At 69.1% G+C, this 24,920-nt stretch carries 26 protein-coding genes and 3 tRNA genes; 22 read left to right on the top strand and 7 right to left on the bottom strand.

Going from position 1 to position 24,920, the window contains the following annotated elements; genetic code table 11:
- Positions 1–4: 4 nt before the first annotated feature.
- Complete coding sequence (nemA, locus tag AB7I40_RS04420) at positions 5–1,123, bottom strand: N-ethylmaleimide reductase (protein WP_428343830.1); 1,119 nt, start codon at positions 1,121–1,123, stop codon at positions 5–7.
- A 56-nt stretch (positions 1,124–1,179) separates the two neighbouring features.
- Here nemA and AB7I40_RS04415 point away from each other — a divergent pair, with 56 nt between their 5' ends.
- From AB7I40_RS04415 to AB7I40_RS04395, 5 genes are all read left to right on the top strand, one after another.
- The gene (locus AB7I40_RS04415) at positions 1,180–3,549 is read left to right on the top strand and encodes an FdhF/YdeP family oxidoreductase (protein WP_428343829.1); all 2,370 of its coding nucleotides are present in this window, start codon (positions 1,180–1,182) and stop codon (positions 3,547–3,549) included.
- Positions 3,550–3,559: 10 nt separating this feature from the next.
- Positions 3,560–3,814, top strand: coding sequence for a DUF1272 domain-containing protein (locus AB7I40_RS04410; RefSeq protein WP_428343828.1), 255 nt, complete (start codon positions 3,560–3,562; stop codon positions 3,812–3,814).
- Positions 3,815–4,750, top strand: a complete 936-nt coding sequence (locus tag AB7I40_RS04405) for a pirin family protein (RefSeq protein ID WP_428343827.1) — start codon at positions 3,815–3,817, stop codon at positions 4,748–4,750. It abuts the gene before it with no gap.
- Between the two features lie 145 nt (positions 4,751–4,895).
- On the top strand, positions 4,896–5,606 hold the full coding sequence (locus tag AB7I40_RS04400) for a flavodoxin family protein (RefSeq protein WP_428343826.1): 711 nt from the start codon (positions 4,896–4,898) through the stop codon (positions 5,604–5,606).
- A 78-nt stretch (positions 5,607–5,684) separates the two neighbouring features.
- The gene (locus tag AB7I40_RS04395) at positions 5,685–6,251 is read left to right on the top strand and encodes a DNA-3-methyladenine glycosylase I (RefSeq protein WP_428343825.1); all 567 of its coding nucleotides are present in this window, start codon (positions 5,685–5,687) and stop codon (positions 6,249–6,251) included.
- A 51-nt stretch (positions 6,252–6,302) separates the two neighbouring features.
- Here AB7I40_RS04395 and eda read toward each other — a convergent pair whose 3' ends face one another.
- The 3 genes from eda to zwf are packed head-to-tail and all read right to left on the bottom strand — an operon-like array spanning position 6,303 to position 10,277.
- The gene (gene eda, locus AB7I40_RS04390) at positions 6,303–6,932 is read right to left on the bottom strand and encodes a bifunctional 4-hydroxy-2-oxoglutarate aldolase/2-dehydro-3-deoxy-phosphogluconate aldolase (RefSeq protein ID WP_428343824.1); all 630 of its coding nucleotides are present in this window, start codon (positions 6,930–6,932) and stop codon (positions 6,303–6,305) included.
- Positions 6,916–8,784, bottom strand: coding sequence for a phosphogluconate dehydratase (edd, locus tag AB7I40_RS04385; protein WP_428343823.1), 1,869 nt, complete (start codon positions 8,782–8,784; stop codon positions 6,916–6,918). Before edd ends, eda begins: the two co-directional genes overlap by 17 nt.
- A complete protein-coding gene (gene zwf, locus AB7I40_RS04380; RefSeq protein ID WP_428343822.1) occupies positions 8,781–10,277 on the bottom strand; it encodes a glucose-6-phosphate dehydrogenase in 1,497 nt (498 codons plus the stop codon). The genes edd and zwf overlap by 4 nt, the downstream gene beginning before the upstream one ends.
- Before the next feature lie 113 nt (positions 10,278–10,390).
- Here zwf and AB7I40_RS04375 point away from each other — a divergent pair, with 113 nt between their 5' ends.
- The 10 genes from AB7I40_RS04375 (at position 10,391) to AB7I40_RS04330 (ending at position 17,203) form a co-directional block, all read left to right on the top strand.
- The gene (locus tag AB7I40_RS04375) at positions 10,391–11,584 is read left to right on the top strand and encodes an ROK family protein (protein WP_428343821.1); all 1,194 of its coding nucleotides are present in this window, start codon (positions 10,391–10,393) and stop codon (positions 11,582–11,584) included.
- An 84-nt stretch (positions 11,585–11,668) separates the two neighbouring features.
- The gene (locus AB7I40_RS04370) at positions 11,669–12,673 is read left to right on the top strand and encodes a beta-ketoacyl-ACP synthase III (protein WP_428343820.1); all 1,005 of its coding nucleotides are present in this window, start codon (positions 11,669–11,671) and stop codon (positions 12,671–12,673) included.
- Between the two features lie 9 nt (positions 12,674–12,682).
- A complete protein-coding gene (gene rnhA / locus AB7I40_RS04365) occupies positions 12,683–13,150 on the top strand; it encodes a ribonuclease HI (RefSeq protein WP_428343819.1) in 468 nt (155 codons plus the stop codon).
- Between the two features lie 9 nt (positions 13,151–13,159).
- Positions 13,160–14,575, top strand: a complete 1,416-nt coding sequence (locus AB7I40_RS04360; protein ID WP_428343818.1) for an amidase — start codon at positions 13,160–13,162, stop codon at positions 14,573–14,575.
- Between the two features lie 121 nt (positions 14,576–14,696).
- Positions 14,697–14,769: transfer RNA gene (locus AB7I40_RS04355), tRNA-Thr, on the top strand.
- A 51-nt stretch (positions 14,770–14,820) separates the two neighbouring features.
- A tRNA-Met gene (locus tag AB7I40_RS04350) sits at positions 14,821–14,894 on the top strand.
- 50 nt (positions 14,895–14,944) lie between these two features.
- A complete protein-coding gene (rpmG, locus tag AB7I40_RS04345) occupies positions 14,945–15,115 on the top strand; it encodes a 50S ribosomal protein L33 (RefSeq protein WP_428343817.1) in 171 nt (56 codons plus the stop codon).
- 246 nt (positions 15,116–15,361) lie between these two features.
- Positions 15,362–15,766, top strand: a complete 405-nt coding sequence (locus AB7I40_RS04340; protein WP_428343816.1) for an FAS1-like dehydratase domain-containing protein — start codon at positions 15,362–15,364, stop codon at positions 15,764–15,766.
- On the top strand, positions 15,763–16,167 hold the full coding sequence (locus AB7I40_RS04335; RefSeq protein WP_428343815.1) for a MaoC/PaaZ C-terminal domain-containing protein: 405 nt from the start codon (positions 15,763–15,765) through the stop codon (positions 16,165–16,167). Before AB7I40_RS04340 ends, AB7I40_RS04335 begins: the two co-directional genes overlap by 4 nt.
- Positions 16,160–17,203 carry a UDP-N-acetylmuramate dehydrogenase gene (locus AB7I40_RS04330; protein WP_428343814.1) on the top strand — a complete coding sequence of 348 codons (1,044 nt, stop codon included), beginning with the start codon at positions 16,160–16,162 and terminating at the stop codon, positions 17,201–17,203. The genes AB7I40_RS04335 and AB7I40_RS04330 overlap by 8 nt, the downstream gene beginning before the upstream one ends.
- 6 nt (positions 17,204–17,209) lie before the next feature.
- Here AB7I40_RS04330 and AB7I40_RS04325 read toward each other — a convergent pair whose 3' ends face one another.
- Both AB7I40_RS04325 and AB7I40_RS04320 read right to left on the bottom strand, forming a co-directional pair.
- Positions 17,210–18,229: an adenosine deaminase gene (locus AB7I40_RS04325; RefSeq protein WP_428343813.1), complete on the bottom strand. Its 1,020-nt coding sequence runs from the start codon at positions 18,227–18,229 to the stop codon at positions 17,210–17,212.
- Positions 18,230–19,456: a pyridoxal phosphate-dependent aminotransferase gene (locus tag AB7I40_RS04320; protein ID WP_428343812.1), complete on the bottom strand. Its 1,227-nt coding sequence runs from the start codon at positions 19,454–19,456 to the stop codon at positions 18,230–18,232.
- Between the two features lie 126 nt (positions 19,457–19,582).
- Here AB7I40_RS04320 and AB7I40_RS04315 point away from each other — a divergent pair.
- The 5 genes from AB7I40_RS04315 to rplA all read left to right on the top strand — a co-directional run bounded on the left by AB7I40_RS04315 (position 19,583) and on the right by rplA (position 22,160).
- Positions 19,583–19,655: transfer RNA gene (locus tag AB7I40_RS04315), tRNA-Trp, on the top strand.
- A 48-nt stretch (positions 19,656–19,703) separates the two neighbouring features.
- Positions 19,704–19,925 (top strand): preprotein translocase subunit SecE, encoded by a 222-nt coding sequence (gene secE, locus AB7I40_RS04310; protein WP_428343811.1) that lies wholly within the window; start codon positions 19,704–19,706, stop codon positions 19,923–19,925.
- An 81-nt stretch (positions 19,926–20,006) separates the two neighbouring features.
- On the top strand, positions 20,007–20,843 hold the full coding sequence (nusG, locus tag AB7I40_RS04305) for a transcription termination/antitermination protein NusG (RefSeq protein ID WP_428343810.1): 837 nt from the start codon (positions 20,007–20,009) through the stop codon (positions 20,841–20,843).
- Between the two features lie 95 nt (positions 20,844–20,938).
- The gene (rplK, locus tag AB7I40_RS04300; RefSeq protein ID WP_428343809.1) at positions 20,939–21,367 is read left to right on the top strand and encodes a 50S ribosomal protein L11; all 429 of its coding nucleotides are present in this window, start codon (positions 20,939–20,941) and stop codon (positions 21,365–21,367) included.
- A gap of 73 nt (positions 21,368–21,440) precedes the next feature.
- On the top strand, positions 21,441–22,160 hold the full coding sequence (gene rplA, locus AB7I40_RS04295) for a 50S ribosomal protein L1 (protein ID WP_428343808.1): 720 nt from the start codon (positions 21,441–21,443) through the stop codon (positions 22,158–22,160).
- 89 nt (positions 22,161–22,249) lie between these two features.
- Here the strand turns inward: rplA and AB7I40_RS04290 are convergent, their stop codons facing one another.
- Entirely contained in the window at positions 22,250–23,248 is a 999-nt protein-coding gene (locus tag AB7I40_RS04290; RefSeq protein WP_428343807.1) for a DnaB-like helicase C-terminal domain-containing protein, read from the bottom strand.
- A 307-nt stretch (positions 23,249–23,555) separates the two neighbouring features.
- Here AB7I40_RS04290 and rplJ point away from each other — a divergent pair, with 307 nt between their 5' ends.
- Positions 23,556–24,221, top strand: a complete 666-nt coding sequence (gene rplJ, locus AB7I40_RS04285; RefSeq protein ID WP_428343806.1) for a 50S ribosomal protein L10 — start codon at positions 23,556–23,558, stop codon at positions 24,219–24,221.
- A gap of 83 nt (positions 24,222–24,304) precedes the next feature.
- The gene (gene rplL, locus AB7I40_RS04280; RefSeq protein ID WP_428343805.1) at positions 24,305–24,694 is read left to right on the top strand and encodes a 50S ribosomal protein L7/L12; all 390 of its coding nucleotides are present in this window, start codon (positions 24,305–24,307) and stop codon (positions 24,692–24,694) included.
- Positions 24,695–24,920: the final 226 nt, after the last annotated feature.

Raw genomic sequence — 24,920 nt, 5'->3', positions numbered from 1 at the left:
TGTCTTAGGCCTTCGTCACGGTGCGGGTCCTCGGCGCGTCGTACGCCGGGTAGTCTGTGTAGCCACGGGCGCCGCCGCCGTAGAAGGTCGCCAGGTCAGGGTCGTTGAGGACCAGGCCGGAGCGCAGTCGATGCGGCAGGTCGGGGTTGGCCAGGAAGGTCCGCCCGAACGCCGCTGCGTCGATGAACCCGGCCTCCACCAGCCGCGTCGCCTTGGCCAGGTCATAGTTCCCTGCGCCGATCAGGGGCCCCGGGAAGGCGGCTCGCAGGGAGGCACGGAAGTCGTCGTCGAGCTGCGCGCCACCGGCCCAGTCGGGCTCGGACAGGTGCAGGAAGGCGATCCCCCGCTCGGCGAAGGCAGCAGCCAGATGCAGCCCCATGGGCCGTCCCGAGGTGTCGTCCAGCCCGTTGAAGATGCCGAGCGGTGAGATGCGGATCCCGACGTGGTCCGCGTCCCAGGCGCTCACCACTGCGTCGAGGACCTCCAGCGGCAGGCGGGCCCGGTTCTCCAGCGAGCCGCCGTACCCATCGGTGCGGTGGTTGCTCTGCGCCGACATGAACTGGTGGAGCAGGTAGCCGTGAGCCCCATGGATCTCCACCAGGTCGAAGCCGGCCTCCCGGGCCCGGAGGGTCGCGTCCCGGAAGTCCTCCAGCAGGCGAGGGATCTCCGCGGTCTCCAACGCCCTGGGCGTCGGACAGTTGACCCGGGTCGGCAGGCCGTCCTCGCCCCGCACGCTCGTGCGGTTGCGGTAGGGCAGCGCACTCGCCGAGACCGGCAGCTCGCCCTGGTGGAACGACTCGTGCGAGACCCGTCCGACGTGCCACAACTGGCAGGCGATCCGCCCGCCGGCCGCGTGCACGGCATCGGTGATCCGTCGCCAGCCGGCCACCTGCTCCGCGCTGTGGATCCCCGGGGTGTCCATGTAGCCCTTGCCCTCGGGCGAGATCTGGGCGCCCTCGGAGATGATCAGGCCGGCACTCGCGCGCTGCACGTAGTAGTCCAGCATCAGGTCGTTCGGTACGTCGCCCGGCTGGGTCGAGCGCATGCGGGTCAGGGGAGCCATGAAGATCCGATGGGGCACCGAGACGGCACCCAGGGTCAACGGCTCGAAGAGGCTGGACATGCCCATCATTCTCCCCGGACGTGTAGCCGTCAGGAGCGCCGGGTAAGGATGGAGGTATGAGCAGGCGACCCCCCGAGGCGGACATCGACGAGGCCGACGTCCAGATCGGCGGCGAGGCCCACGCAGCAGCCGGCCCGACCGCGGTGGCGGTGTCGATGAAGCGGGCCGTCGAGCAGATGGGTCCCGTTCGCACGGCGCAGACGCTGCTGAAGCTCAACCAGACTGACGGCTTCGACTGCCAGGGCTGCGCCTGGCCCGACCCGGACCCCGCCCACCGGCACACTGCCGAGTTCTGCGAGAACGGTGCCAAGGCGGTGACCGAGGAGGCCACCAAGCGGATGATCGGGCGATCGTTCTTCGCTGAGCACACGGTCGCGGAGCTCCGTGGGCGCACCGACTACTGGCTGGGCCAACAGGGCCGCCTCACCGAGCCCATGGTCCTCCGCGCCGGCGGCACCCACTACGAACCGATCTCCTGGGCGGACGCCTACGCCCTCATCGCCGGGCACCTCACTGCCCTGGACTCTGCGGACCAGGCCGTCTTCTACACCTCGGGCAAGACCTCCAACGAGGCGGCGTTCGCCTACCAGTTGTTCGCGCGCGCCTTCGGCACCAACAACCTGCCCGACTGCTCCAACATGTGCCACGAGTCGACGTCGGTCGGCCTGGCCGAGGCGATCGGGATCGGCAAGGGATCGGTCAGCCTCGCCGACGTGGAGAACGCCGAGCTGATCGTCGTGGCGGGCCAGAATCCCGGCACCAACCATCCGCGGATGCTGTCGGCGTTGGAGAAGGCCAAGCACAACGGCGTCAGAATCATCTCGGTCAACCCGCTCCAGGAAGCCGGCCTGGTGCGGTTCAAGAACCCTCAGAAGGTCAGTGGCTGGCTCGGCAACGGCACGGGCCTGGCCGACCTGCACCTGCCGGTGCGGATCAACGGGGACCTCGCGCTCTTCCAGGGGATCGCCGCCCACCTCCTGGAGTGGGACGCGCTCGACCACGACTTCATCAGCCGCCACACCCACGGCTTCGAGGAGTACGCCGCTCACCTGCGGACGCTCGACTGGGCAGCCGTGGAGCGGTCCACCGGGCTACCGCGCGCCGAGATCGAGAAGGCGGCCCAGCTGTTCCGCGAGTCCAGTGCCACGGTGATCTGTTGGGCCATGGGCATCACCCAGCACCAGAACGGGGTCGCCTGCGTCAAGGAGATCACCAACGTGGCGCTCCTGCAGGGCAACATCGGCAAGCCCGGGGCCGGGCTGTGCCCGGTGCGTGGGCACTCCAACGTGCAGGGCGACCGGACCATGGGGATCTGGGAGCGCGTGCCGGGCCATTTCCTCGACGCCCTGCGCGACGAGTTCGGCTTCGAGCCGCCCCGCGAACACGGCCTCGACACGGTGGCTGCCATCCGGGCCCTGCGTGACGGTGCCGCCAAGGTGTTCATCGCGATGGGCGGCAACTTCGTGGCCGCGGCCCCCGACACCGAGGTCACCGAGGCGGCGTTCGACTCGGCGGAGCTGACGGTGCACGTCTCCACCAAGCTCAACCGGTCCCATGTCGTCCACGGGCGCGAGGCGCTGATCCTGCCCGCACTCGGCCGATCCGAGAAGGACCTCACCGGTGGTCGCGTCCAACGCGTCACCGTCGAGGACTCGATGTCCGCGGTGCACGCCTCGAAGGGGCCGTTGCCGCCGGCGTCGCCGTTGCTGCGATCCGAGGTCGACATCATCTGCTCGATCGCGGAGACCACGCTGCCGGGGTCCACGATCCCGTGGTCGGCGTTCCGCTCGGACTACACCGAGATCCGGCGTCGGATCGCCCGCGTCGTGCCCGGCTGCACGGCGTACGACTCCAAGGTCGACCAGCCTGGTGGCTTCGTCCTGCCCCACCCGCCACGCGACAGCAGGACCTTCGAGACGGAGGTCGGGCTGGCGATGTTCACGGTCAGCCCCACCGACGTGCTGGAGGTTCCGCAGGGGCGTCTGCTGTTGCAGACGATGCGGTCGCACGACCAGTTCAACACCACGATCTACGGGCTCGACGACCGCTACCGCGGCATCAAGGGTGGTCGCCGGGTCGTGCTCGTGCATGCCGACGACATCGCCCGTCTGGGGTTCAGCGACGGCGACCGGGTGGATCTGGTGAGCGAGTGGAGCGACGGTGTCGAACGACGGGCGCACGACTTCCGGATCGTGACCTACGACCAGCCGCGCGGCTGTGCGGCGGCGTACTATCCGGAGACGAATCCGTTGATCCCTCTCGACTCGACCGCGAAGGGCAGCAACCAGCCGACCTCGAAGTCGGTGGTCGTGCGGCTGGTGCCGGTCTCGGCGGCGCACAGCGCTCCCGCGCCGGCGGGCGCAGAGGCGGGTGGGGGGCACGGAAGCGGCGACAAGCGAGCCACCCACCCGACCCACCTGAGCTGAGGATCTGTCCATGTTGGAGCTGAGGCCGAACTGCGAGTGCTGTGACCGGGACCTCCCGCCGGACTCCTCCGACGCGTTGATCTGCACCTTCGAGTGCACCTGGTGTCGTGACTGCGCCGACCGCGTGCTGCACGGCGTGTGCCCCAACTGCGGCGGCAACCTGGCAGCACGGCCGATCCGCACCGCCGAGGCCCTCACGCGCCACCCCGCCTCGACGCGCCGCGTGGTCCGGGCCGGCTGCGGCGTCGATGGCCTGGTGGGCTGAGTGAACGCCCGCTCCTCGATCGAGATCCTGACCCCGCGCGAGGTGCCGCTGGGTGGGCTGCGCGCGATGACGGTACGCCGCACCCTTCCTCAGCGCGAGCGGTCCTTCATCGGGGGCTGGTGCTTCCTGGACCATTACGGCCCCGATCCGGTCGCCGAGACCGGCGGGATGATGGTGACGCCGCATCCGCACACCGGGCTGCAGACGGTGAGCTGGCTGTTCACCGGGGAGATCGACCACGTGGACAGTGCCGGCAACGCCGCGACCGTGCGCCCCGGCGAGCTCAACCTGATGACCGCTGGGCGGGGGATCAGCCACACCGAGGTCTCCACGGCCGGCACCACGATCCTGCACGGGGCGCAGCTGTGGGTCGCGCTGCCCTCGGCATCGAGGTTCATCGAACCCGGCTTCGAGCACTACGCCCCGCCGGCGATCACCGGTCACCGGTGGCAGGCTCGGGTGTTCCTGGGCTCACTGTTCGGGTCGACGTCGCCGGTGTCGACGTACTCGGCGCTGCTCGGTGTGGAGATCGTGCTCGCCCCTCAGGCTCGCCTCGTCCTGCCGCTCGACGCGTCCTACGAGCACGGCATCCTGCTCGACAGCGGCGACCTGGTGGTGGACGACGTGACGGTGCTCGAGTCCGAGTTGGCCTACGCCGACCTCGGGGCCACCTCGCTCACGCTGACCTCCCGCGCCGGTGCCCGGCTGCTGCTCCTGGGCGGAGTGCCCCTGGGGGAGGAGATCGTGATGTGGTGGAACTTCGTGGGTCGAAGCGACGAGGAGATCCGGTCGTTCCGGGCGGCCTGGCAGGCCCAGCTGGTGGCGCGGGAATCGGGACCGGAGCTCGTGGACGGGGACTTCGGCGTACCTGCCGGCGCTCTGCCGCCGATCCCGGCTCCGGAGCTGCCGAGCGTGCGCCTCAAGCCCCGCCGCTGACCTGTCGCAGATGTACGCGGGAATCGCGCTGACCTGTCGCAGATGTGCGCGGGAATCGCGCTGACCTGTCGCAGATGTACACGTCAGCGTTTCGTCATCACTTTCCCATTGCGGGAGTTCTCGCGACGGCAGCAGAGTCGGGTGCATGAATGAATGGGACTTCAGCGGCCTGAAGGCCACCTTCCTCAACTGCACGCTCAAGAAGAGCCCCGAACCGAGCCACACCCAGGGTCTGGTCGACGCCAGTGCAGCGATCATGCGGGAGCACGGCGTGACGGTCGACCTCATCCGTGTGATCGACCATGATCTGGCCACCGGCGTCTACCCCGACATGCGCGAGCACGGCTGGGCCTACGACGCCTGGCCGGAGCTGTACCCGGGCATCCTGGCCAGTGACATCCTGGTGATCGCCGGCCCCATCTGGCTGGGGGACAACTCGAGCGTCACCAAGCAGGTGATCGAGCGGATCTATGCCCTGAGCGGTCTGCTGAACGACAAGGGGCAGTACCTCTTCTACGGGCGCGTCGCCGGCTGCCTCATCACCGGCAACGAGGACGGCATCAAGCACTGTGCCCAGAACATCCTGTACAGCCTTCAACACGTGGGCTACACGATTCCACCCAACGCGGACGCAGGCTGGATCGGGGAGGCCGGTCCGGGGCCGTCGTACCTCGATCCCGGCAGCGGTGGTCCGGAGAATGACTTCACCAACCGCAACACGACCTTCATGACCTGGAACCTGATGCATCTCGCGAGGATGCTCAAGGAGGCGGGCGGGGTGCCGGCGCAGGGCAATCAGCGTGCCGCGTGGAACAGCGGCGAGCACTTCGGTTGGCACAATCCGGAATATCGCTGAGCTCTGCGACATGTGCATCTGCGACAGGTCGGCGGGGTTCGGCGTGTACATCTGCGACAGGTCGGCGAGGATGGGCGCATGACGGTGCTCGGCGAGGACGGCGTACGGCGCTGCGGCTGGGCAGCCCGGCCCGGCGTGATGCGTGACTACCACGACACCGAGTGGGGGATGGCGGTGCACGGGGAGTCCGCGGTGTTCGAACGGCTGACCTTGGAGGCGTTCCAGTCGGGGTTGTCGTGGTCGACGATCCTCAACAAGCGCGAGAACTTCCGGAGGGCGTTCGACCACTTCGACGCCGAGAGGATTGCGGCCTACGACGAGGTGAAGTACGCCGAACTGATGGCCGACACAGGCATCGTCCGCAACCGCTTGAAGATCCGGGCCACGATCGCCAACGCGCGCGCCCTGCTCGCGCTCGAGGGCACGACGCTGGAGCAGATCGTCTGGTCCTACCAGCCCGAGGTCCAGCCCCGACCCCGCACGCCGGCGGAGGTGCCCGCCACCTCGGCGGAGTCCAAGGCGTTGGCCAAGGGCCTCAAGCAGCACGGCTTCGTGTTCGTCGGCCCGACGACCGCACACGCGCTGATGGAGGCCATCGGCATCGTCGACACCCATCTGGTCGACTGCCACCGCCGCCGTCTCTGAGACGTACGTCTGCGACAGGTCGACGCGGCTGAGACGTACATCTGCGACAGGTCAGCCGAGGGTGGCGGCGTCCCGGGCCAACGACTCGATCCGGGGCCAGTCCTCAGTGGCCAGCGCATCGGCCGGCGTCAGCCACGAGCCACCGACACAGCCCACGTTGGGCAGGGCGAGGTACGCCGGGGCGGTGGCCGCGGTGATGCCGCCGGTCGGGCAGAACCGGGCAGCGGGCACGGGTGAGGCGATCGACTTCAGGAACGCGGCCCCACCGGAGGCTTCGGCCGGGAAGAACTTCAGCTCCGAGATCCCCTTCTCCAGGGCTGCGAGCACCTCCGAGACCGTGGCGGTGCCTGGCAGGAACGGCAGCCCGGTGGCCGTCATCGCTGCGAGGAGTGACGCGGTGGCGCCGGGGGAGACCAGGAACTGGGCCCCGGCGTCCTGGGCCGCGGCGGCCTGGGCGGGAGTCACGATGGTGCCTGCCCCGATCAGGATCTCGGGCACCTCGTCGGCGATGGCCCGGATCGCGTCGAGCGCGACCGGCGTGCGCAACGTCAGCTCGATCACCGGCAACCCGCCGGCCACCAGGGCGCGCGCCACCGGGACGGCGTGGGCCAGCTCGTCGATCACCACGACCGGGACGACCGGGACGACCGAGAGCAGCGACTGCTCAGGCGTGCTGGACAACGGGCACCTCCAGGTGGGGGACGGGGACGGCTGGGAACACACTGGCACCGGTGTCGGCGGTTCCGACAGTGGCCCGGAAGGCGGCGAAGAGGTCGCGCCCCGTGCCGGCCCACTCGTCACCCTGGGGTGCGTGGCCGGTCGGTGCCCGGTGGGCGAACTCGTCGTGGTCGACGAGCAGGTCGAGCACGCCGGTGGTGGCGTCGACCGAGATCAGGTCTCCGTCGCGGACCCGGCTCAGGGGACCGCCGAGGGCGGCCTCCGGGGTGACGTGGATGGCGGCCGGGACCTTGCCCGAAGCGCCGGACATGCGGCCGTCGGTGACGATGGCGACGCGCTGCCCGCGGTCCTGGAGTACGCCGAGCGCGGGCGTGAGCTTGTGCAGCTCGGGCATCCCGTTGGCTGCCGGCCCCTGGTAGCGGATCACGGCGACGAAGTCCCGATCGGCGAGCTCGTCGTCCCCGAAGGCCCGCAGGAAGTGGTCCTGGTGGTCGAAGACGATCGCCGGTGCGGTGACGACGCGGTGTTCGGGCTTGACCGCGGAGGTCTTGATGACCGCGCGGCCCAGGGGGCCGGACAGCATCCGCAGGCCGCCGTCGGGTGCGAAGGGCGCCGACGCCGGTCGCAGGACCTCGGTGTCGAGCGACTCGGTGGGTCCGTCCGCCCAGATCACCGTGTCGCCCGAGAGCTTCGGCTCGGCGGTGTAGCGCGAGAGCCCGTGGCCCATGATGGTGTTGACGTCCTCGTGCAGCAGCCCCGCCTCGAGCAGGGTGTGCACCAGGTAGGCGATGCCACCGGCGGCGTGGAAGTGGTTCACGTCGGCAGCCCCGTTGGGGTAGATCTTCGTGATCGACGGAACGATCGCCGACAGGTCCGACAGGTCGTCCCAGGTGAGGTCCACGCCGGCAGCTCGCGCGATCGCCACGAGGTGCATCGTGTGGTTGGTCGAGCCGCCGCTGGCGAGCAGCGCGACGCAGGCGTTGACCATGGCCTTCTCGTCGACGATCCGGCCGATCGCCAGCGACTGGCCGGCCACGGAGAGGTCGGTCAGCTCGGTCACCCGCGCGCCGGCCGCCTTGGTCAGGGCCTCGCGCAGCGGGGTGCCCGGGTTGACGAAGGAGGACCCGGGCAGGTGCAGTCCGAGCACCTCCATGATGAGCTGGTTGGAGTTGGCGGTGCCGTAGAAGGTGCACGTGCCGGCGGAGTGGTAGGAGGCTGCCTCGGCCTCGAGCAGCTCCTCACGACCGGCCTTGCCCTCGGCGTACAGCTGGCGGACCCGAGCCTTCTCGCCGTTGGGCAGCCCGGAGGTCATCGGACCGGCGGGCACGAAGACGGTGGGCAGGTGTCCGAAGGACAGGGCACCGATCAGCAGGCCGGGCACGATCTTGTCGCACACGCCGAGCATCAGCGCACCGTCGAACATGTCGTGCGACAGGGCGATGGCGGTGGACATGGCGATCACGTCACGGCTGTAGAGCGAGAGCTGCATGCCGTCGCGGCCCTGTGTGATGCCGTCGCACATGGCGGGGACGCCGCCGGCGAACTGGGCGATCCCTCCCGCGCGGATGACCGCCTGCTTGAGCACCTTGGGGTAGGACTCGAAGGGCTGGTGCGCTGAGAGCATGTCGTTGTAGGCCGACACCAGGGCGATGTTGGGCTTGGTGCGCCCGCGCAGCTCGGCCTTCTCGGTCGGCTCGGACGCGGCGAAGCCGTGGGCCAGGTTGGCGCAGGCGAGCTTGCCGCGGGCCGGGCCCTTGTCGGAGGCGGCCTGGAGGCGGGCCAGGTACGCCGCCCGGGTGGGTGCGCTGCGGTCGATGACGCGTTGGGTGATGGCGGTGAGCTCGGGATGGGTCATGAGTCTGACTCCTGCCAGGAACGGCCGTCGCGGTCGAGCAGGGTTGCGGCGGCGGTGGGCCCGCTGGTGCCGGCCGGGTAGCGCTTCGGCCGGTTGGGCGACGCTGCCCAACGGGTGAGGATCGGTTCCACCCACCGCCACGCCGCCTCGACCTCGTCGCGGCGCATGAACAGGGTGGGGTTGCCCTTGATGACGTCCATCAGCAGCCGTTCGTAGGCATCGGGGCAACGCTGGTCGAAGGTGGTGGCATAGCTCAGGTTGAGAGACACCGGCCGGAGCCGGATCCCGCCGGGACCCGGCTCCTTGGCGGTCATGTGCAACCGCATCCCTTCCTCGGGCTGGACCGAGATGTGCAGCCGGTTGGGCTCGGTGCTGCCCTCCGCGTGCGGGAACATCGCCTTGGCTGGTCGCTTGAAGACGATCACGATCTCCGAGGCCCGCCGGTCCATGCGCTTGCCGGTGCGCAGGTAGAACGGCACCCCGGACCAGCGCCAGTTCTGCACCTCGGCCCGCAGGGCCACGAACGTCTCGGTCGAACTGCCGGTGGCGCCGAGGTCCGAGGAGTACGACGGCACCGCGACGCCGTCGATCAGTCCCTCGGTGTAGCGGCCCCGCACGGTGTCACGATCGACGAGCTCGGGGGTCATCGGCTTGAGGGCCTGGAGCACCTTGAGCTTCTCGTCGCGCACGGTCTCGCGCCCGATGTAGGTGGGCGGCTCCATGGCCACCAGGCAGAGCAGTTGGAGCAGGTGGTTCTGCACCATGTCGCGCAGCGCGCCGGACTCGTCGTACGACGCCCCGCGGTCGGCGACGCCGAGTGACTCGGCCACGGTGATCTGCACGTGGTCGACCCAGTGTGAGTTCCACAGCGGCTCGAGGAAGGTGTTGGCGAAGCGCGTGACCAGGAGGTTCTGCACGCTCTCCTTGCCCAGGTAGTGATCGATCCGGAAGATCTGCGACTCCGCGAAGACCTTGCCGACCACGTCGTTGATGAGGCGGGCGGAGGCCAGGTCGTGTCCGATCGGCTTCTCCAGGACGACCCGGGCCCGTTCGTCGACGGCTCCGATCGCCTCGAGCTGCTCGCAGATCGGGCCGAACAGGGACGGGTCGACGGCCAGGTAGAAGACCCGTGCGGCATCGTCGGGACGGCTGCGGTCCTTGAGCAGGCCGTGCAGGACGTGCCAGCCCTGGGGGCTCTCGATGTCGAGGGTCACGTGGTGCAGGCGGGCCAGGAGGCGGTCCACGGCACCGTCGTACAGGTCGGAGGCCTCGATGTGCTGGTGCAGGGCTGCACGCACCTCGGTGCGGTAGGCGGCATCGTCGAAGTCGGAGCGCGAGACGCCGATGATGCGGGTGTCATCGGGCAGCTGGCCCTCGAGGTCGCGCAGGTAGAGGGCGGGCAGGAGTTTGCGCAGCGCGAGTTCTCCGGTACCTCCGAAGACGGTGAAGTCGCACGCGTCAGGCACCACGGAGGTCGATGCGAGTTGTTCCATGTGTTCCACGGTAAGGCATCTTGGGGCTTCTGCAAGTCCTACTTGGGCTTTACTAAGGCAAAAGTAGGTGAACTTATGCGGTTCATTGTGCCGGTCGTGCTTGAATACTGGCGATGTCAGACCTGCTGCAACCCCGTGAGACCGCAGCCCCCGCCTCCGCCGGGGAGCTGCTCGAACTCGTGCGCACCGGCCGCGCCCACACCCGTTCGGACCTGCGTCGGCTCACCGGCCTGTCGCGTACGGCGGTGACGGCCCGGGTCGCAGCCCTCACCTCGGCCGGGCTGTTGCTGGCGGGCGAGGAGCTCGCCTCGACCGGTGGCCGACCGCCCGGCGGGCTGGTCTTCAACCGCAACGCCGGGGTCGTGCTCGCGGTGGCGGTCGGGCGCTCCCGCAGCCAGCTGGCCGTCTTCGATCTCGATGGCCAGGAGCTGGCCTCGCGCTCGGACGACCACCAGGTCGGCGTCGGCCCCGACCGGCTGATGCCCGAGATCGCCGCCCGCCTGGCCGGGTTGCTCGCCGACTCCGGGGCACGCGCCGCGGTCGTGGGGATCGGGCTCAGCCTGCCCGGCACGGTCGACCAGGTGCGAGGTGCCAGCCTCGACTCTCCCGTGATGGGAGGCTGGGACGGCGTCGAGCTGGCGCCGTACCTGAAAGGCGTCGCAGACGCCCCCCTCTTCGTCGCCAACGACGCCGACGTCCTGGCCCGTTCCGAGCGGATGGGGAGCACGGGCATGCTGAGCGACGTCCTGGTCGTCAAGGCGTCGACGGGTCTCGGGCTCGGGATCATCGCCTCCGGCCAGGTGGTGTCGGGCCACGTCGGCGCGGCCGGCGAGATCGGCCACTCCAAGGTCGAGAGCGCTGAGGGCCTGGCCTGCCGCTGCGGCGCCACCGGCTGCCTGGAGACCGTCGCCGGCGGGTGGGCACTGGTGGCCCGCCTGGCCGAGTCGGGCCGGGAGGTCGGCCACGTCAGGGACCTGGTCGAGCTCGCTGCACAGGGCGACCCCGAGGCCCGGGGCCTGCTGAGGGAGAGCGGCCGTCGGCTGGGCGAGGTCCTGGCGGTGGCGATCAACCTGCTGAACCCGCAGGCCGTCGTGATCGGCGGAGACATGGCAGCAGGCTTCGACACCTACGCGGCCGGGGTCCGGGAGAGTGTCTACGCGCGGGCCACCGCCCTGGCCACCCGCGACCTGCAGATCGTGCCGGCGACGTACGGCGACCGGGCCGGCGTCGTCGGCTGTGCGGCCCTGGCACTGGACCACGTGCTCAGCCCCGGTGCGGTCGACGCTCTGCTGGCCGCCGGGGCCTGAGGGCCCTGCCGCGCGCTCGGCGGTCAGGCTAACGTGGCCTCGGCCACCACGGCTGGAACGAGCGAATCGAGCGGAGTGCATCCGGTGAAGACCATCAAGCAGAACCAACCCGTCGTCGCGACGGCGCTCCTCGGCCTCGGCGTCCATCGTGCGAGCCGCCTGGTGACCAACGAGGAGATCTGCGAGACCCTCGACTCCAGCGACGAGTGGATCCAGTCCCGCTCGGGGATCAAGACCCGCCGGTTCGCCGCGGACGACGAGTCGCTGCTCGACATGGCCACCGCGGCGGGCGCCAAGGCACTGAGTGCTGCCGGGGTCTCCGCCGACCAGCTCGGCTGCGTGATCGTGGCCACCTCGACGTACTCCCAGCACACCCCAGCGGCCGCACCCCAGGTCGCCGACCGCCTGGGCTCCACCGCGGCCTCCTTCGACGTCTCCGCAGGCTGCGCCGGCTTCTGCCACGCGGTGGGCGTGGCCTCGGACCTGGTCCGCGGCGGTACGGCGAGCCATGTGCTCGTCATCGGCGTCGAGCAGCTCAGCCGGTTCATGGACCCGACGGATCGATCCACGGCCTTCATCTTCGCCGACGGCGCCGGCGCGGTCGTCGTGGGACCCTCCGACGTGCCCGGGATCGGTCCGGTCGCCTGGGGCTCGGACGGTTCCCAGGCCCACGTCATCACCCAGACCCCCGACTGCCGCGCGGTGACCGCCGGCCACGGCCCCGTCGTCCAGATGGAGGGCACGGCGGTCTTCCGGTGGGCGCCGTTCGCCATGGCGAAGGTGGCCCGCGAAGCGGTCGATCGGGCCGGACTCGAGATGGAGGACCTCGATGCCTTCGTCCCGCACCAGGCCAACCTGCGGATCACCGACACCCTGAGCCGCAACCTCAAGCTGCCCGAGGGGGTGGCCGTCGCGCGCGACGTCGTGGACGCCGGCAACACCTCAGCGGCCTCCGTCCCGCTCGCGATCGAGGCGATGCTTCGCGGTGGGGAGGTCAAGGCCGGCGACCACGCCCTGCTCATCGCGTTCGGTGCCGGCCTGAGCTACGCCGCGCAGGTGGTGGCGCTGCCGCCGCTGGCCGAGGCCTGAGGCTCCGAGGTGACGGGTCCGAGCTCCCTGGAGGTCGTGGAGGTCTTCACCGACGGTGCCTGCATCCCGAACCCGGGACCGGGAGGCTGGGGTGCGTTGCTCCGCCAGGGCAGGCACGAGCTCGAGCTCTGCGGCGGGGAGCCAGGAGAGACCACCAACAACCGGATGGAGCTCACCGCCCCGATCAAGGCGCTCGAGGCACTGCAGCGATCGGTGTCGGTGCACATCTACACCGACAGCACCTACGTCCGCAACGGCATCACCAAGTGGGTCCTCGGGTGGTCGCGCAACGGGTGGCGGACCACGGCCAAGCAGCCGGTGAAGAACGTGGACCTGTGGCAGCAGCTCCAGGATGCGGTCACCCGGCATCAGGTCGAGTGGCACTGGGTCAAGGGCCACGCGGGACATCCGGAGAACGAACGGGCCGACCGGCTCGCCGCCCGTGGCCTGCAGGAGGCTGTCGAGGCGGCTCGGTAGTTTGAGCGCATGACCCGCGTTCACGCCTTCTCCGACGATGCCCTGGCAGCCCACGATGCGGTGGGGCTGGTGGCCGAGCTCAGAGCCGGCCGGATCTCCATCGAGGAGCTCGTCGACGCGGCGATCGCTCGGGCCGGCCGGGTCGATCCGGCCCTCAACGCCATCGCCTACGCAGCCTTCGACCGGGCGCGCGGCCTGGCCCGGGCGCCGCGGGGCGGGTTCTTCGCGGGCATCCCGACCTTCCTGAAGGACAACGTCGACCTGGCCGGGATTCCGACGGCGCACGGCTCCGACGCATTCGTGGCCCGCCCAGCGCGACGCGACGGGGACTTCGCCCGGATGTATGTGGCAACCGGACTGCTCCCGCTGGGCAAGACCCAGCTGTCCGAGTTCGGGTTCAGCGCGGCAGCCGAGCACCCCCGCATCGGGCCGGTGCGCGGGCCGTGGGACACCGAGCACACCGCTGGTGCGAGCTCGTCGGGGTCGGCGGCCCTGGTGGCCGCCGGCGCCGTACCCCTGGCACACGGCAACGACGGCGGCGGGTCGATCCGGATCCCCGCCTCCGTCAACGGCCTGGTCGGGCTCAAGCCGACCCGGGACCGGCTGGCCCAGGACAAGATGATGCGCGAGATGCCGCTGCGCATCGTCAGCGACGGCGTCCTGACCCGCAGCGTCCGCGACACCGCAGCGTTCTACCGCGAGGCCGAGAAGGTCTTCCGCAACGTCAAGCTTGCCCCGGTGGGCGACATCACCCGGCCCGGACGCAAACGGCTCACGATCGCGGTGCTCACCTCCTCGGTGGGCCGCGAGTCCAGTCCGGAGGTCCGCGACCTGACCCTGAAGACGGCGACCTTCCTCGAGGGGCTCGGCCACCGTGTGGAGGAGGTCACCACGCCGCCCATCCCCACCACGTTCCGCGACGACTTCGTCCTCTACTGGTCGATGCTGGCGATGGTGCTGGTCGCCACCGGGCGGCGCACCTACGGGTCGACGTGGGACCCGTCGCGGCTCGACAACCTCACGCTCGGCCTGGCGCGACACTGCCGTCGCAACCTCCACCGGCTTCCGCGGGCGATCGCCCGGCTCAGCCGCACCAAGGGCTACACCGCCCGGTTCCACGAGACCTACGACGTCACGCTCACCCCGACGCTGGCGACGCCGACTCCCCGAGTCGGGCATCTCGATCCCATGGCGAGCTACGAGGGGATCATGGACCGCTTGGAGGAGTGGGTGGCCTTCACCCCGCTGCAGAACGCGACGGGGGACCCCTCGATCTCGTTGCCGTTGGCGCGCACCGCCCACGGCCTGCCCCAGGGCATGATGTTCTCGGGCCCCGCAGGTGCCGAGGCGGCCCTCCTGGAGCTCGCTTTCGAGCTGGAGGAGGCACACCCGTTCGAGCGCATCCAGGATGCCGAATGGGCTTAATGCGGCCGGTGTGAGTACCCTCTCCGAGGACGTGGAAGGGTCGCGACCATGCGCGTGATCAGGGGTGGTTCCGGCCGATTTCCTGTTCGCCGTCGGCCGTGTGTATCCTTTCTCGTCGCTTGCCCCTTTAGCTCAGTCGGCAGAGCGTCTCCATGGTAAGGAGAAGGTCTACGGTTCGATTCCGTAAAGGGGCTCTGGGTTGGGGTTCCGTCGAGCAGCAGCTCGCCGGGACGCCCCCGTCCAGTGGCGGGGTAGCTCAGGTGGTTAGAGCACACGACTCATAATCGTGGTGTCGCGGGTTCGAGTCCCGCTCCCGCTACACAGTTTCACCGGCTCCACCAGCTTCACCACATCTACGAAGGACTTCCCGTGGCCAGCAAGAGTTCAGACGTTCGCCCCAAGATCACGCTCGCATGCGTCGAGTGCAAGGAGCGCAACTACATCACCAAGAAGAACCGTCGCAACGATCCCGACCGGCTTGAGCTGAAGAAGTTCTGCCCCCGCTGTCGCGAGCACACCGCGCACCGCGAGACCCGCTGAGGTCTGCGACACCAGCAATCCGCCGGAGGCGGCCCCCGATTTCGCGTCGGGTGCCGCCTCCGACCCATTTCGCTCCCGGGACCCGCTGGTTCATCAAGGTATGCAGGTCAACCTCCGCTGTCCGTGGTGAATTGGACGCGGACAGCGCAGGTTCGTCTGCATACCTTGATGAACCAACCCTCGCCCCCGCCAGCCCACGCGCCGGCCGAGCCCCGTCAGGTGCGCGGCGCTGCTAGCGTTTCGGACATGCCAGTCGATGAGTCGCTCGTGGGACGTGTGTTTCCGCCCACCAGCCCGTACGCCGTGACCGCGGGCAAGATCCGCGAGTTCCTCAGCACCACCGGCAGTGAGTACGACGGGGTCGGGCCGGCCCCGGCGACCTTCCCGATCGTGCTCGCCTTCGACGCCATGAACGCGTTCCTGGCGGCCGAGGAGATGGATCTGTTCCGGATCGTCCACGGCGAGCAACGGTTCGCCTACGAGCGCCCCGTCGTGCCCGGCGACGTACTCACCGCGACCCTGACGGTGGCCAGCCTGCGCCAGATCGGTGGCGCCGACATCATCGGCACGGTCAGCGAGATCCTCGACGCCGCCGGGGCCTTGGTCTGCTCCACCAAGGCGACCCTGGTCTACACGGCAGGTGCCTCATGAGCATCACTCTGCAGGCCGGCGAGGTCCTGGAGCCGCAGACCTACGCGATCCGCCGCTCCGACCTGGTCCGCTACGCCGGTGCGAGCGGCGACTTCAACTCGATCCACTGGTCCGACCGGGTGGCGACCAGCGTCGGCCTGCCCGGCGTGATCGCGCACGGCATGTACACGATGGCGCTGGCCGCGAAGGCCGTCGACCTGTGGTCGGGTGGCGCCGAGGTCGTGGAGTTCGGCTGCAAGTTCACCAATCCGGTGGTCGTCCCCGATGACGACCGCGGGGTCGACCTGGTCGTCGCAGGCACCGTCAAGAGCGTCGCCGACGGGCTGGTGACGATCGCCCTGGAGGTCACGTGTGGTGGCCAGAAGGTGCTCGGCATGCCGAAGGCCGTCCTGCGTGCCTGAACTGCTCGCCGACCACACCACCCTGAGGCTCGGCGGTCCTGCGGGGTCGTTCGTCGAGGCCACGACCGAGGACGAGCTGATCGCTGCGATCCGGGAGGCCGACACCGGGGGGACCCCGGTGCTCGTGCTGTCCGGAGGGAGCAACCTGGTGGTGGCCGATGCCGGCTTCCCCGGCCTCGTCGTCAAGGTCGCCACGCAGGGCATCGAGCCGGACGTCGACGAGACCGACGCGGCCCTCTGCGGGGGCGTCGTGGTCCGGGTGGCGGCCGGTGAGTCCTGGGACCGGCTCGTGGCCCGGGCTGTGGAGAGCCACTGGGTGGGGATCGAGGCCCTCGCCGGCATCCCCGGCGCGGTCGGCTCCACCCCCATCCAGAACGTCGGCGCCTATGGCCAGGAGGTGGCGCAGACGCTTGCCTCCGTGCGGGTCTGGGACCGTCGGCTCCAGGGGGTGCGCACCTTCGCCAATGCCGAGTGCGCCTTCGGCTACCGCCACAGCCGCTTCAAGGCCGACCCCCAGCGCTTCGTGGTGCTGAGCGTCGACTTCCAGTTCCGCGTCGGTGACCTCGGCGCCCCGGTCGCGTACGCCGAGCTGGCCCGCACGCTGGGCGTCGAGCAGGGCGCCCGCGCCCCCCTCGCCGAGGTACGCCGCGCCGTGCTCGGCCTGCGCGCCGCCAAGGGCATGGTGCTCGACCCTTCCGACCACGACACGTGGAGCGCCGGGTCGTTCTTCACCAACCCGATGCTGACCGCTGAGCAGGCAGCTGGGCTGCCGCAGGAGGCACCGCGCTGGGTCCAGCCGGACGGTTCCACCAAGACCAGCGCGGCGTGGCTGATCGAGCACGCTGGCTTCGCCCGGGGTCACGGCAACGACAGGGTGAGCCTGTCGACCAAGCACACCCTGGCGCTCACCAACCGGGGTTCGGCCACGACCGCGGACCTGTTGCGGCTGGCGCTGGAGGTCCGCGACGGCGTGGAGCTGCGCTTCGGCGTACGCCTGGTCAACGAGCCGGTGCTCGTCGGCTGCCGGCTCGACTGAACGCCCTCAGCCGGGTGGCGCGGCCAACCATCGGTCGATGTCGGCGCTCACCTCCGCCTTGACGGCGTCGGGCGCCCGGGAGGCCCGGATCGACATGGACGCCAGGTCGGCCAGCTGCCGGTCGGTGAGATCGTGGGCGGCACGCATGGTGGCGTACTGCCCCGCCAGCTGGGACCCGAACAGCAGTGGGTCGTCGGCACCCAGGGCGATGGTCGCCCCGGCTGCCATCAGCTGGGGCAAGGGCACCGAGGTCAGGTCGCTGTAGACCCCCAGGGCCACGTTGGAGACCGGGCAGACCTCCAGCGCCACACCAGCGGCCACCACCCGGTCCAGCAGCGCCGGATCCTCGACGACCCGAACCCCGTGGCCGAGCCGATCCGCGTGCAGGTGGTCGAGACAGGCGCGCACGTGCTCGGCCCCTCGCAGCTCGCCGCCGTGCGGGGTGAGCAGCAACCCGGCTCGCTCGGCGATGTGGAAGGCGGGCGCGAACTCCTCGGTGGATCCGCGGCGCTCGTCGTTGGAGATGCCGAAGCCGACCACCCCGCGGTCGACGTACTGCGCGGCCAGGCGGGCCAGGGCGCGGGCGTCGAGTGGGTGCCGGGTCCGGTTGGCGGCGATGACCACGGCGATGCCCAGCCCGGTGCGAGCACTGGCGTCCCGGACGGCGTCGAGCACCAGGTCGGTGAAGGCGGTCATCCCCCCGAACCGGGCCGCGTAGCCGCTCGGGTCGACCTGGATCTCGAGCCAGCGACCGCCGTCGCGGACGTCGTCCTCGGCGGCCTCGAGCACCAGGCGGCGTACGTCGGCCTCGGTGCGCAGCACTGAACGGGCGACGTCGTAGAGCCGCTGGAAACGGAACCAGCCCTTCTCGTCGGCCCCGGACAGCTGGGGCGGCCATCGGCTCACCAGCGCGTCGGGCAGCACGATCCCGTCACGCTCAGCCAGCTCGAGCAGGGTCCGATGTCGCATGGACCCCGTGAAGTGCAGGTGCAGGTGGGCCTTCGGGAGCGCGTCGAGATCGCGCACTCAGGCGAAGAGCTTCTGCAACCGGGTGATCCCCTCGACGATGTCGTCGTCGCCCAGGGCGTAGGAGAAGCGCAGGTAACCGGGGGAGCCGAAGGCCTCACCGGGGACCGCCGCCACCTCGACCTTGTCGAGGATGATCTCGGAGAGCTCCGCCGAGGTCGTTGCCACCGAGCCGTCGGGGCCGCCGATCGGCTTGCCGAGCAGCCCCTTGACCGAGGGGTAGGCGTAGAAGGCGCCGGTCGGCATGGGGCAGTAGACGCCGTCGATCTCGTTGAGCATCGCGACGATCGTCTTGCGGCGCCGGTCGAAGGCCACCTTCATCTCGTCGACCGCGGACAGGTCACCGGAGATGGCGGCGAGGGCTGCGCGCTGGGAGACGTTGGCGACGTTGGAGGTGGCGTGCGACTGGAGGTTGGCGGCGGCCTTGATCAGGTCGGTCGGGGCGATCATCCAGCCCACCCGCCAACCCGTCATCGCGTAGGTCTTGGCCACCCCGTTGACGATCACGCAGTTGTCGGCCAGGTAGGGGCACAGGACGGGCAGGGAGCCGGTCTCGACGCCGTCGTAGACCAGGTGCTCGTAGATCTCGTCGGTGAGCACCCAGAGGTTGTTGTCCTCGACCCAGCGACCGATGGCGCGGATCTCGTCGGCGGTGTAGACGGCTCCGGTGGGGTTCGACGGGGACACGAACAACAGCACCTTGGTGCGCTCGGTCCGGGCTGCCTCGAGCTGCTCGACGGTGACCTTGTAGTCCTGCGTCTCGTCGGCGAGGACGGCGACCGCGACTCCGCCGGCGAGCTGGATGCTCTCGGGATAGGTCGTCCAGTACGGCGCCGGCACGATGACCTCGTCACCGGGGTCCAGCATCGCCGCGAAGGCCTCGTAGATGGCCTGCTTCCCGCCGTTGGTGACCAGCACCTGGCTGGGCTCCACCGCGTAGCCGCTGTCGCGCAGCGTCTTCGCAGCGATCGCCTTCTTCAGCTCGGGCAGGCCACCGGCTGGGGTGTAGCGGTGGTTCTTGGGGTCCCGGCATGCGGCGACGGCGGCCTCGACGATGTAGTCGGGCGTCGGGAAGTCCGGCTCGCCGGCACCGAACCCGATCACGGGGCGGCCCTCGGCCTTGAGGGCCTTCGCCTTCGCATCGACCTTGAGCGTGGCGGATTCGGCGATGCTGCCGATCCTGGTGGAGACGCGGCGGTCACGGGGCGAGGAGGTGGAAGCGCTCATGGCACCATCGTAGTGCGAGGCATTTGGACGCGCCGTGACCTCTCCCCGTACACTTCATTCTTGGTGGTTCTCCACATGCTTCGGCCTGCCCGCAATGCAGGTCGCGGATGGGTCGGGAGGCATCGGAGGGCACTAGCTCAACTGGCAGAGCATCGGTCTCCAAAACCGAAGGTTGGGGGTTCAAGTCCCTCGTGCCCTGCAAGACAACCGGTCAGCGATCAACGACGAAGGATGAGGTGGGTCAGTAGTGTCAGAGCTTTCCAGCTCGAAACGCACGAGTCCGGCCACGTTCTACCGCCAGGTCGTTGCCGAGTTGCGCAAGGTCGTGTGGCCCACGCAGGAGCAGCTCATCACCTACTTCATCGTGGTGGTGGTCTTCGTGGTCTTCATGATGGCGCTGGTCTCGGCGCTCGACCTGGGCTTCGGCAAGCTGGTCTTCGCGGTGTTCGCCGGCGGAAACAAGCAGTAGCGCCAACGGCCCGGTCCCCGAGCGCGGCTCGCGGACCTCGGGCAGGTCGCCAGAGACAACTCGCAGACAACAGGCAATCAAGTGACGGAGCAACACGTGTCGGAGCAGTACGACGAAGCAACCGAGGCCATCACGGCCGACGACGCCGATTCGGTGGTCGACGCCGAGGTGGCGCTCGAGCCTGACTCGGTGGAGTCCGATTCGGTGCTCGAGCCTGCGGAGGACGAGTCGGAGGCCGCGGCCGACGAGGACGCGCCGGCCGACGAGGTCGACGAGGACGCGCCGGCCGGTGACCCCCTCGAGGAGTTCCGCGCCGCACTCTGGGCCAAGCCGGGCGACTGGTTCGTCATCCACACCTACTCCGGCATGGAGAACAGGGTGAAGGCCAACCTCGAGAACCGGATCATCTCCTTGAACATGGAGGACTACATCCACGAGATCGTGGTCCCCACCGAAGAGGTCGCCGAGATCAAGAACGGCCAGCGCAAGTTGGTCAAGCGCACCGTGCTCCCCGGCTACGTCCTGGTCCGCATGGACCTCACCGACGAGTCCTGGGCGGCCGTGCGCCACACCCCCTCGGTCACCGGGTTCGTCGGCCACAGCCACCAGCCGGTCCCGCTGTCGATGGATGAGGTCGAGAACATGCTCGCCCCCGCCGTCGTCGCCGCGGCCGAGGCCGAGGCTGCTGCGGCGGGCAACGCGTCCGGTGGCGGCACCTCCACCACGGTCCGCCGGCCGGTCGAGGTCGCCGACTTCGACGTGTCCGACTCGGTGATGGTGGTCGACGGACCGTTCGCCACGCTGCACGCGACGATCACCGAGATCAACGCAGAAGCACAGAGGGTCAAGGCCCTCGTCGAGATCTTCGGCCGGGAGACCCCGGTCGAGTTGAGCTTCAACCAGATCCAGAAGGTCTGAGGCTCACCGCAACAACCAGGTGGCAGAGCGCGGCTCGATCCGTCGGCGCCGTACTCGTCGGACCACGACGTACCAACACTTAAGGACCCTGAGAAATGCCTCCCAAGAAGAAGATCGCTGCGCTCGTCAAGGTGCAGCTCCAGGCTGGGGCAGCCACTCCCGCTCCGCCGGTCGGAACCGCCCTCGGTCCGCACGGCGTGAACATCATGGAGTTCTGCAAGGCCTACAACGCGCAGACCGAGTCGATGCGCGGCAACGTCATCCCCGTCGAGATCACCATCTTCGAGGACCGTTCGTTCACGTTCATCACCAAGACCCCGCCGGCCTCCGAGCTGATCAAGAAGGCTGCCGGCCTGACCAAGGGTTCCGGTGTCCCGCACAAGGACAAGGTCGGCAAGCTGACCAAGGACCAGGTGCGCGAGATCGCGACCACGAAGCTTCCCGACCTCAACGCCAACGACGTCGAGGCCGCCATGAAGATCGTTGAGGGCACCGCTCGTTCCATGGGCGTCACCACCAACTGATCCACCCGAGAAATCTGTGGCAGGGCCGCGTTGGCCCACTACTGACCACACCTGGAAGAGAGAAGAACCAGTCATGCAGCGCAGCAAGAGTTACCGCGCGGTCGCGGAGACGTTCGACAAGGACGAGCTCCACGCCCCCCTGGCCGCGATCAAGATCGCCAAGGCCGGCAGCCGCAAGAAGTTCGACGAGACCGTCGACGTCGTCATGCGTCTCGGTGTCGACCCCCGCAAGGCCGACCAGATGGTCCGCGGCACGGTCAACCTCCCGCACGGCACCGGCAAGACCGCCAGGGTCCTGGTCTTCGCCAACGCTGAGAAGGCGGAGGCCGCCCGTGAGGCCGGTGCCGACTTCGTCGGTGGCGACGAGCTCATCGAGAAGGTCAACGGCGGATGGCTCGACTTCGACGCCGTCGTCGCGACTCCCGACATGATGGGCAAGGTCGGCCGGCTCGGTCGCGTACTCGGACCGCGTGGTCTGATGCCCAACCCGAAGACCGGCACCGTCACCCCCGACGTGGCCAAGGCCGTGACGGACATCAAGGGCGGCAAGATCGAGTTCCGCGTCGACCGCCACGCCAACCTGCACTTCATCATCGGCAAGGCGTCGTTCGAGCAGGCCTCCCTGGCCGAGAACTACGCGGCTGCCCTCGAAGAGGTGCTGCGGCTCAAGCCGGCCAGCTCCAAGGGCCGCTACATCCGCAAGGTCACCGTGTCGACGACGATGGGCCCCGGTGTCCAGGTCGACCCGAACCGCACCAAGAACGTCACCCTCGAGGACGACGCCCAGGCCTGACCTCTCGCCGACCTGTCGCAGATGTACACGGCCTCACGTACATCTGCGACAGGTCGATGCGATTTCGGCGTCCATCTGCGACAGGTCGATCACTCGGTGAAGACGCGGTCGTCGACCAGCTGCTCCATCACGCGGTTGCCGTTGGTCTCGAAGCGGCTCTGCTCGAACCGCTTCTTGAACTCGAGGTCGATGCCGTCGAAGCCGTGCCGGTTCTTCTCGATGCTCACCACAGCCATCTGCTTGAACTTGTCCACGTTGCCCATGGCGAACACCAGGTGGTGGCGCGAGACGAGGTCGAACTTGTTGTTCAGGATGAGCAGGATGTCGGCCTCGTAGGCCAGCGCCGTCGAGCCGCGCAGGTGCTGGGCCCGCATCCGCTTGCCGGTCTGGAGCCCGTCCTTGTCCGCCGCCACGATCGACACGACCGGCACGTTGGCGGCGATGGCCAGGTCCTTGAGACCCTCGACGATCGCGGTCACCCGCTCGTCCTCGACGGCCAGGTTGTTGTCGGCCTTGACCTTCTGCAGGTAGTCCACGACGACCATGGGCGCCTCACCGGTCTCCTCCCAGACCTGCTCGACGGCGGCGCTGATGACCTCCATGGAGGTGGTCGAGCCCGTGGACCGGTGGATGTGCATGCGGTTGCCGTAGGACTCCACGTTCTTGACCGCCTCGGCACCCACCGAGGTGTCTGACAGCCGGTCGGCGAGGCCACCGAGGCGCGGGTCGTCGGCCTCGAACGCCTCACGCACCCGGTTGAGGCCGGGGGCACTCATGTCCCCGAGCAGACCGGCCTCCATGGCGATCAGCCGCTCGAGCATCGACTCGGCATCGTGCTCGTAGGTGAAGTAGGCGACCGTGTGACCGGCCGCAGCCGCGTTGCGGGCCATCTGGAGCGCGAACGTGGTCTTGCCCGCGCCCTGGGCACCGGCAAGGAGCATCAGGCTCCCCGAGCGCAGGCCGCCGCTCAGGGCGTCGTCGAGCGGCGGGAACCCGGTCGGCCAGATGTTCGGGTGGTCCGCTCCGGAGCGCAGGCGCTCGTCGGTCCGTTCGAGTACGACGTTCAGCGCGGTCAGCTGTGGATCCATGCAAAGAATTGGACCAGAGCGCTCGACTGCTCGCAGGCGATTGGGACAATCGGCACCGCACCCGTGATCACCCGATTTGGCGGGGGCGGCGCGGACGTCGTACAGTTCCTCCTGAATCCAGAGACCGCCGGTTGTCGTGCTGTGCCCTGCGCAGTGTGACCGAAGGCTCCGCTCACGCGGGACGCCAGCGCAGGTGACAGAGCAGGATCGCAGGCTTCACAGCCGGATCCATTCAACGCCCTGGCCCTGTGCCGGGGCGTTTTTCCGTTTGCGCGGGTCTCGAAACACGTAGTTCGGAAGGAGACCCATGGCGCGGCCAGACAAGACAGCAGCCGTGGCGGAGATCGTTGAGTCCTTCAACGGTTCTGCTGGTGCTGTGCTGACCGAGTACCGCGGTCTCACCGTGAAGCAGCTGCAGGACCTGCGGCGCTCCCTCGGCGAGAACGCTGATTACGCCGTGGTCAAGAACACGCTCGCCAAGATCGCTGCCGGGGAGGTGGGCATCGATGGTTTCGATGACCTGCTCGTCGGTCCGACCGCCATCGCCTTCATCAACGGCGATGTGGTCGAGGCGGCCAAGGGCCTGCGTGACTTTGCCAAGGCCAACCCCGCCCTTGTGATCAAGGGCGGTGTCCTGGACGGCAACATCCTCGACGCGAAGGAGGTCGCCAAGCTGGCCGACCTCGAGTCGCGCGAGGTGCTGATGGGCAAGCTCGCGGGCGCCATGCTCGCGTCGCTCTCCCAGGCCGTCTACCTGCTCAACGCCCCGCTCGCACAGGCTGCCCGGCTCGCCGGCGCCCTGCAGGCGAAGGCGGAGCAGGACCCCTCGATCCTCGCAGGTGGTGCTGGTACGCCGGCTCCGGCGCAAGCTGCTGCTGAGGACGCCCCGGTCGCCGCCGAGGAAGTCCCGGAGGAGGCCCCCGAGGCCGCCGCCGAGGTGACCGAAGAGGCAGCCGAGACCACCGAAGCCTGATCCCGGGCGACGGCAACACCACCTGAAATCCGGTTCGTCCCACTCACACCCGGGGCGGACCACAAACGGAAGGAAACGCCATCATGGCGAAGCTCAGCACTGACGAGCTGCTCGACGCGTTCAAGGAAATGACCCTCATCGAGCTCTCCGAGTTCGTGAAGCAGTTCGAGGAGACCTTCGGCGTGACCGCCGCGGCTCCCGTGGCCGTTGCTGCGGCCGCTCCCGGTGGCGGCGCTGCTGCTGCTGAGGAAGAGGTTGCTCAGGACTCCTTCGACGTCGTCCTCGAAGCGGCCGGCGAGAAGAAGATCAACGTCATCAAGGAGGTGCGCGCCCTGACCTCCCTCGGCCTGAAGGAGGCCAAGGACCTCGTCGAGGCCGCCCCCAAGGCTGTCCTCGAGGGCGTCGACAAGGCTGCGGCCGACAAGGCGAAGGAGGCCCTCGAGGCCGCCGGCGCCAGCGTCTCGCTCAAGTGACCTGTCACTGACTGATCACGGCGGCCGCCCCGGTTTCGGGGTGGCCGCCGTGTGTCATTTCCGGGATCCAGAAGCACTCGAGACCCGTTTGTGCTTGACCTGAGCGGCTTGCCGGTTCATGATCATCGGGCAGCGACAGGCCTTCGGCCCAGGCGCAGGTTGTTTAGCGCCTGCATTTGCGTTACTCTGAGCGTTCGCGTCCTCCCTCAAATACTTCCTGCCTGCC

It is taken from the genome of Nocardioides sp. (genome assembly GCF_050246775.1).
GTDB lineage: Bacteria > Actinomycetota > Actinomycetes > Propionibacteriales > Nocardioidaceae > Nocardioides.
Note: the sequence above shows the minus strand (reverse complement) of the source record. Positions and strands in the feature narration are given on the sequence as shown.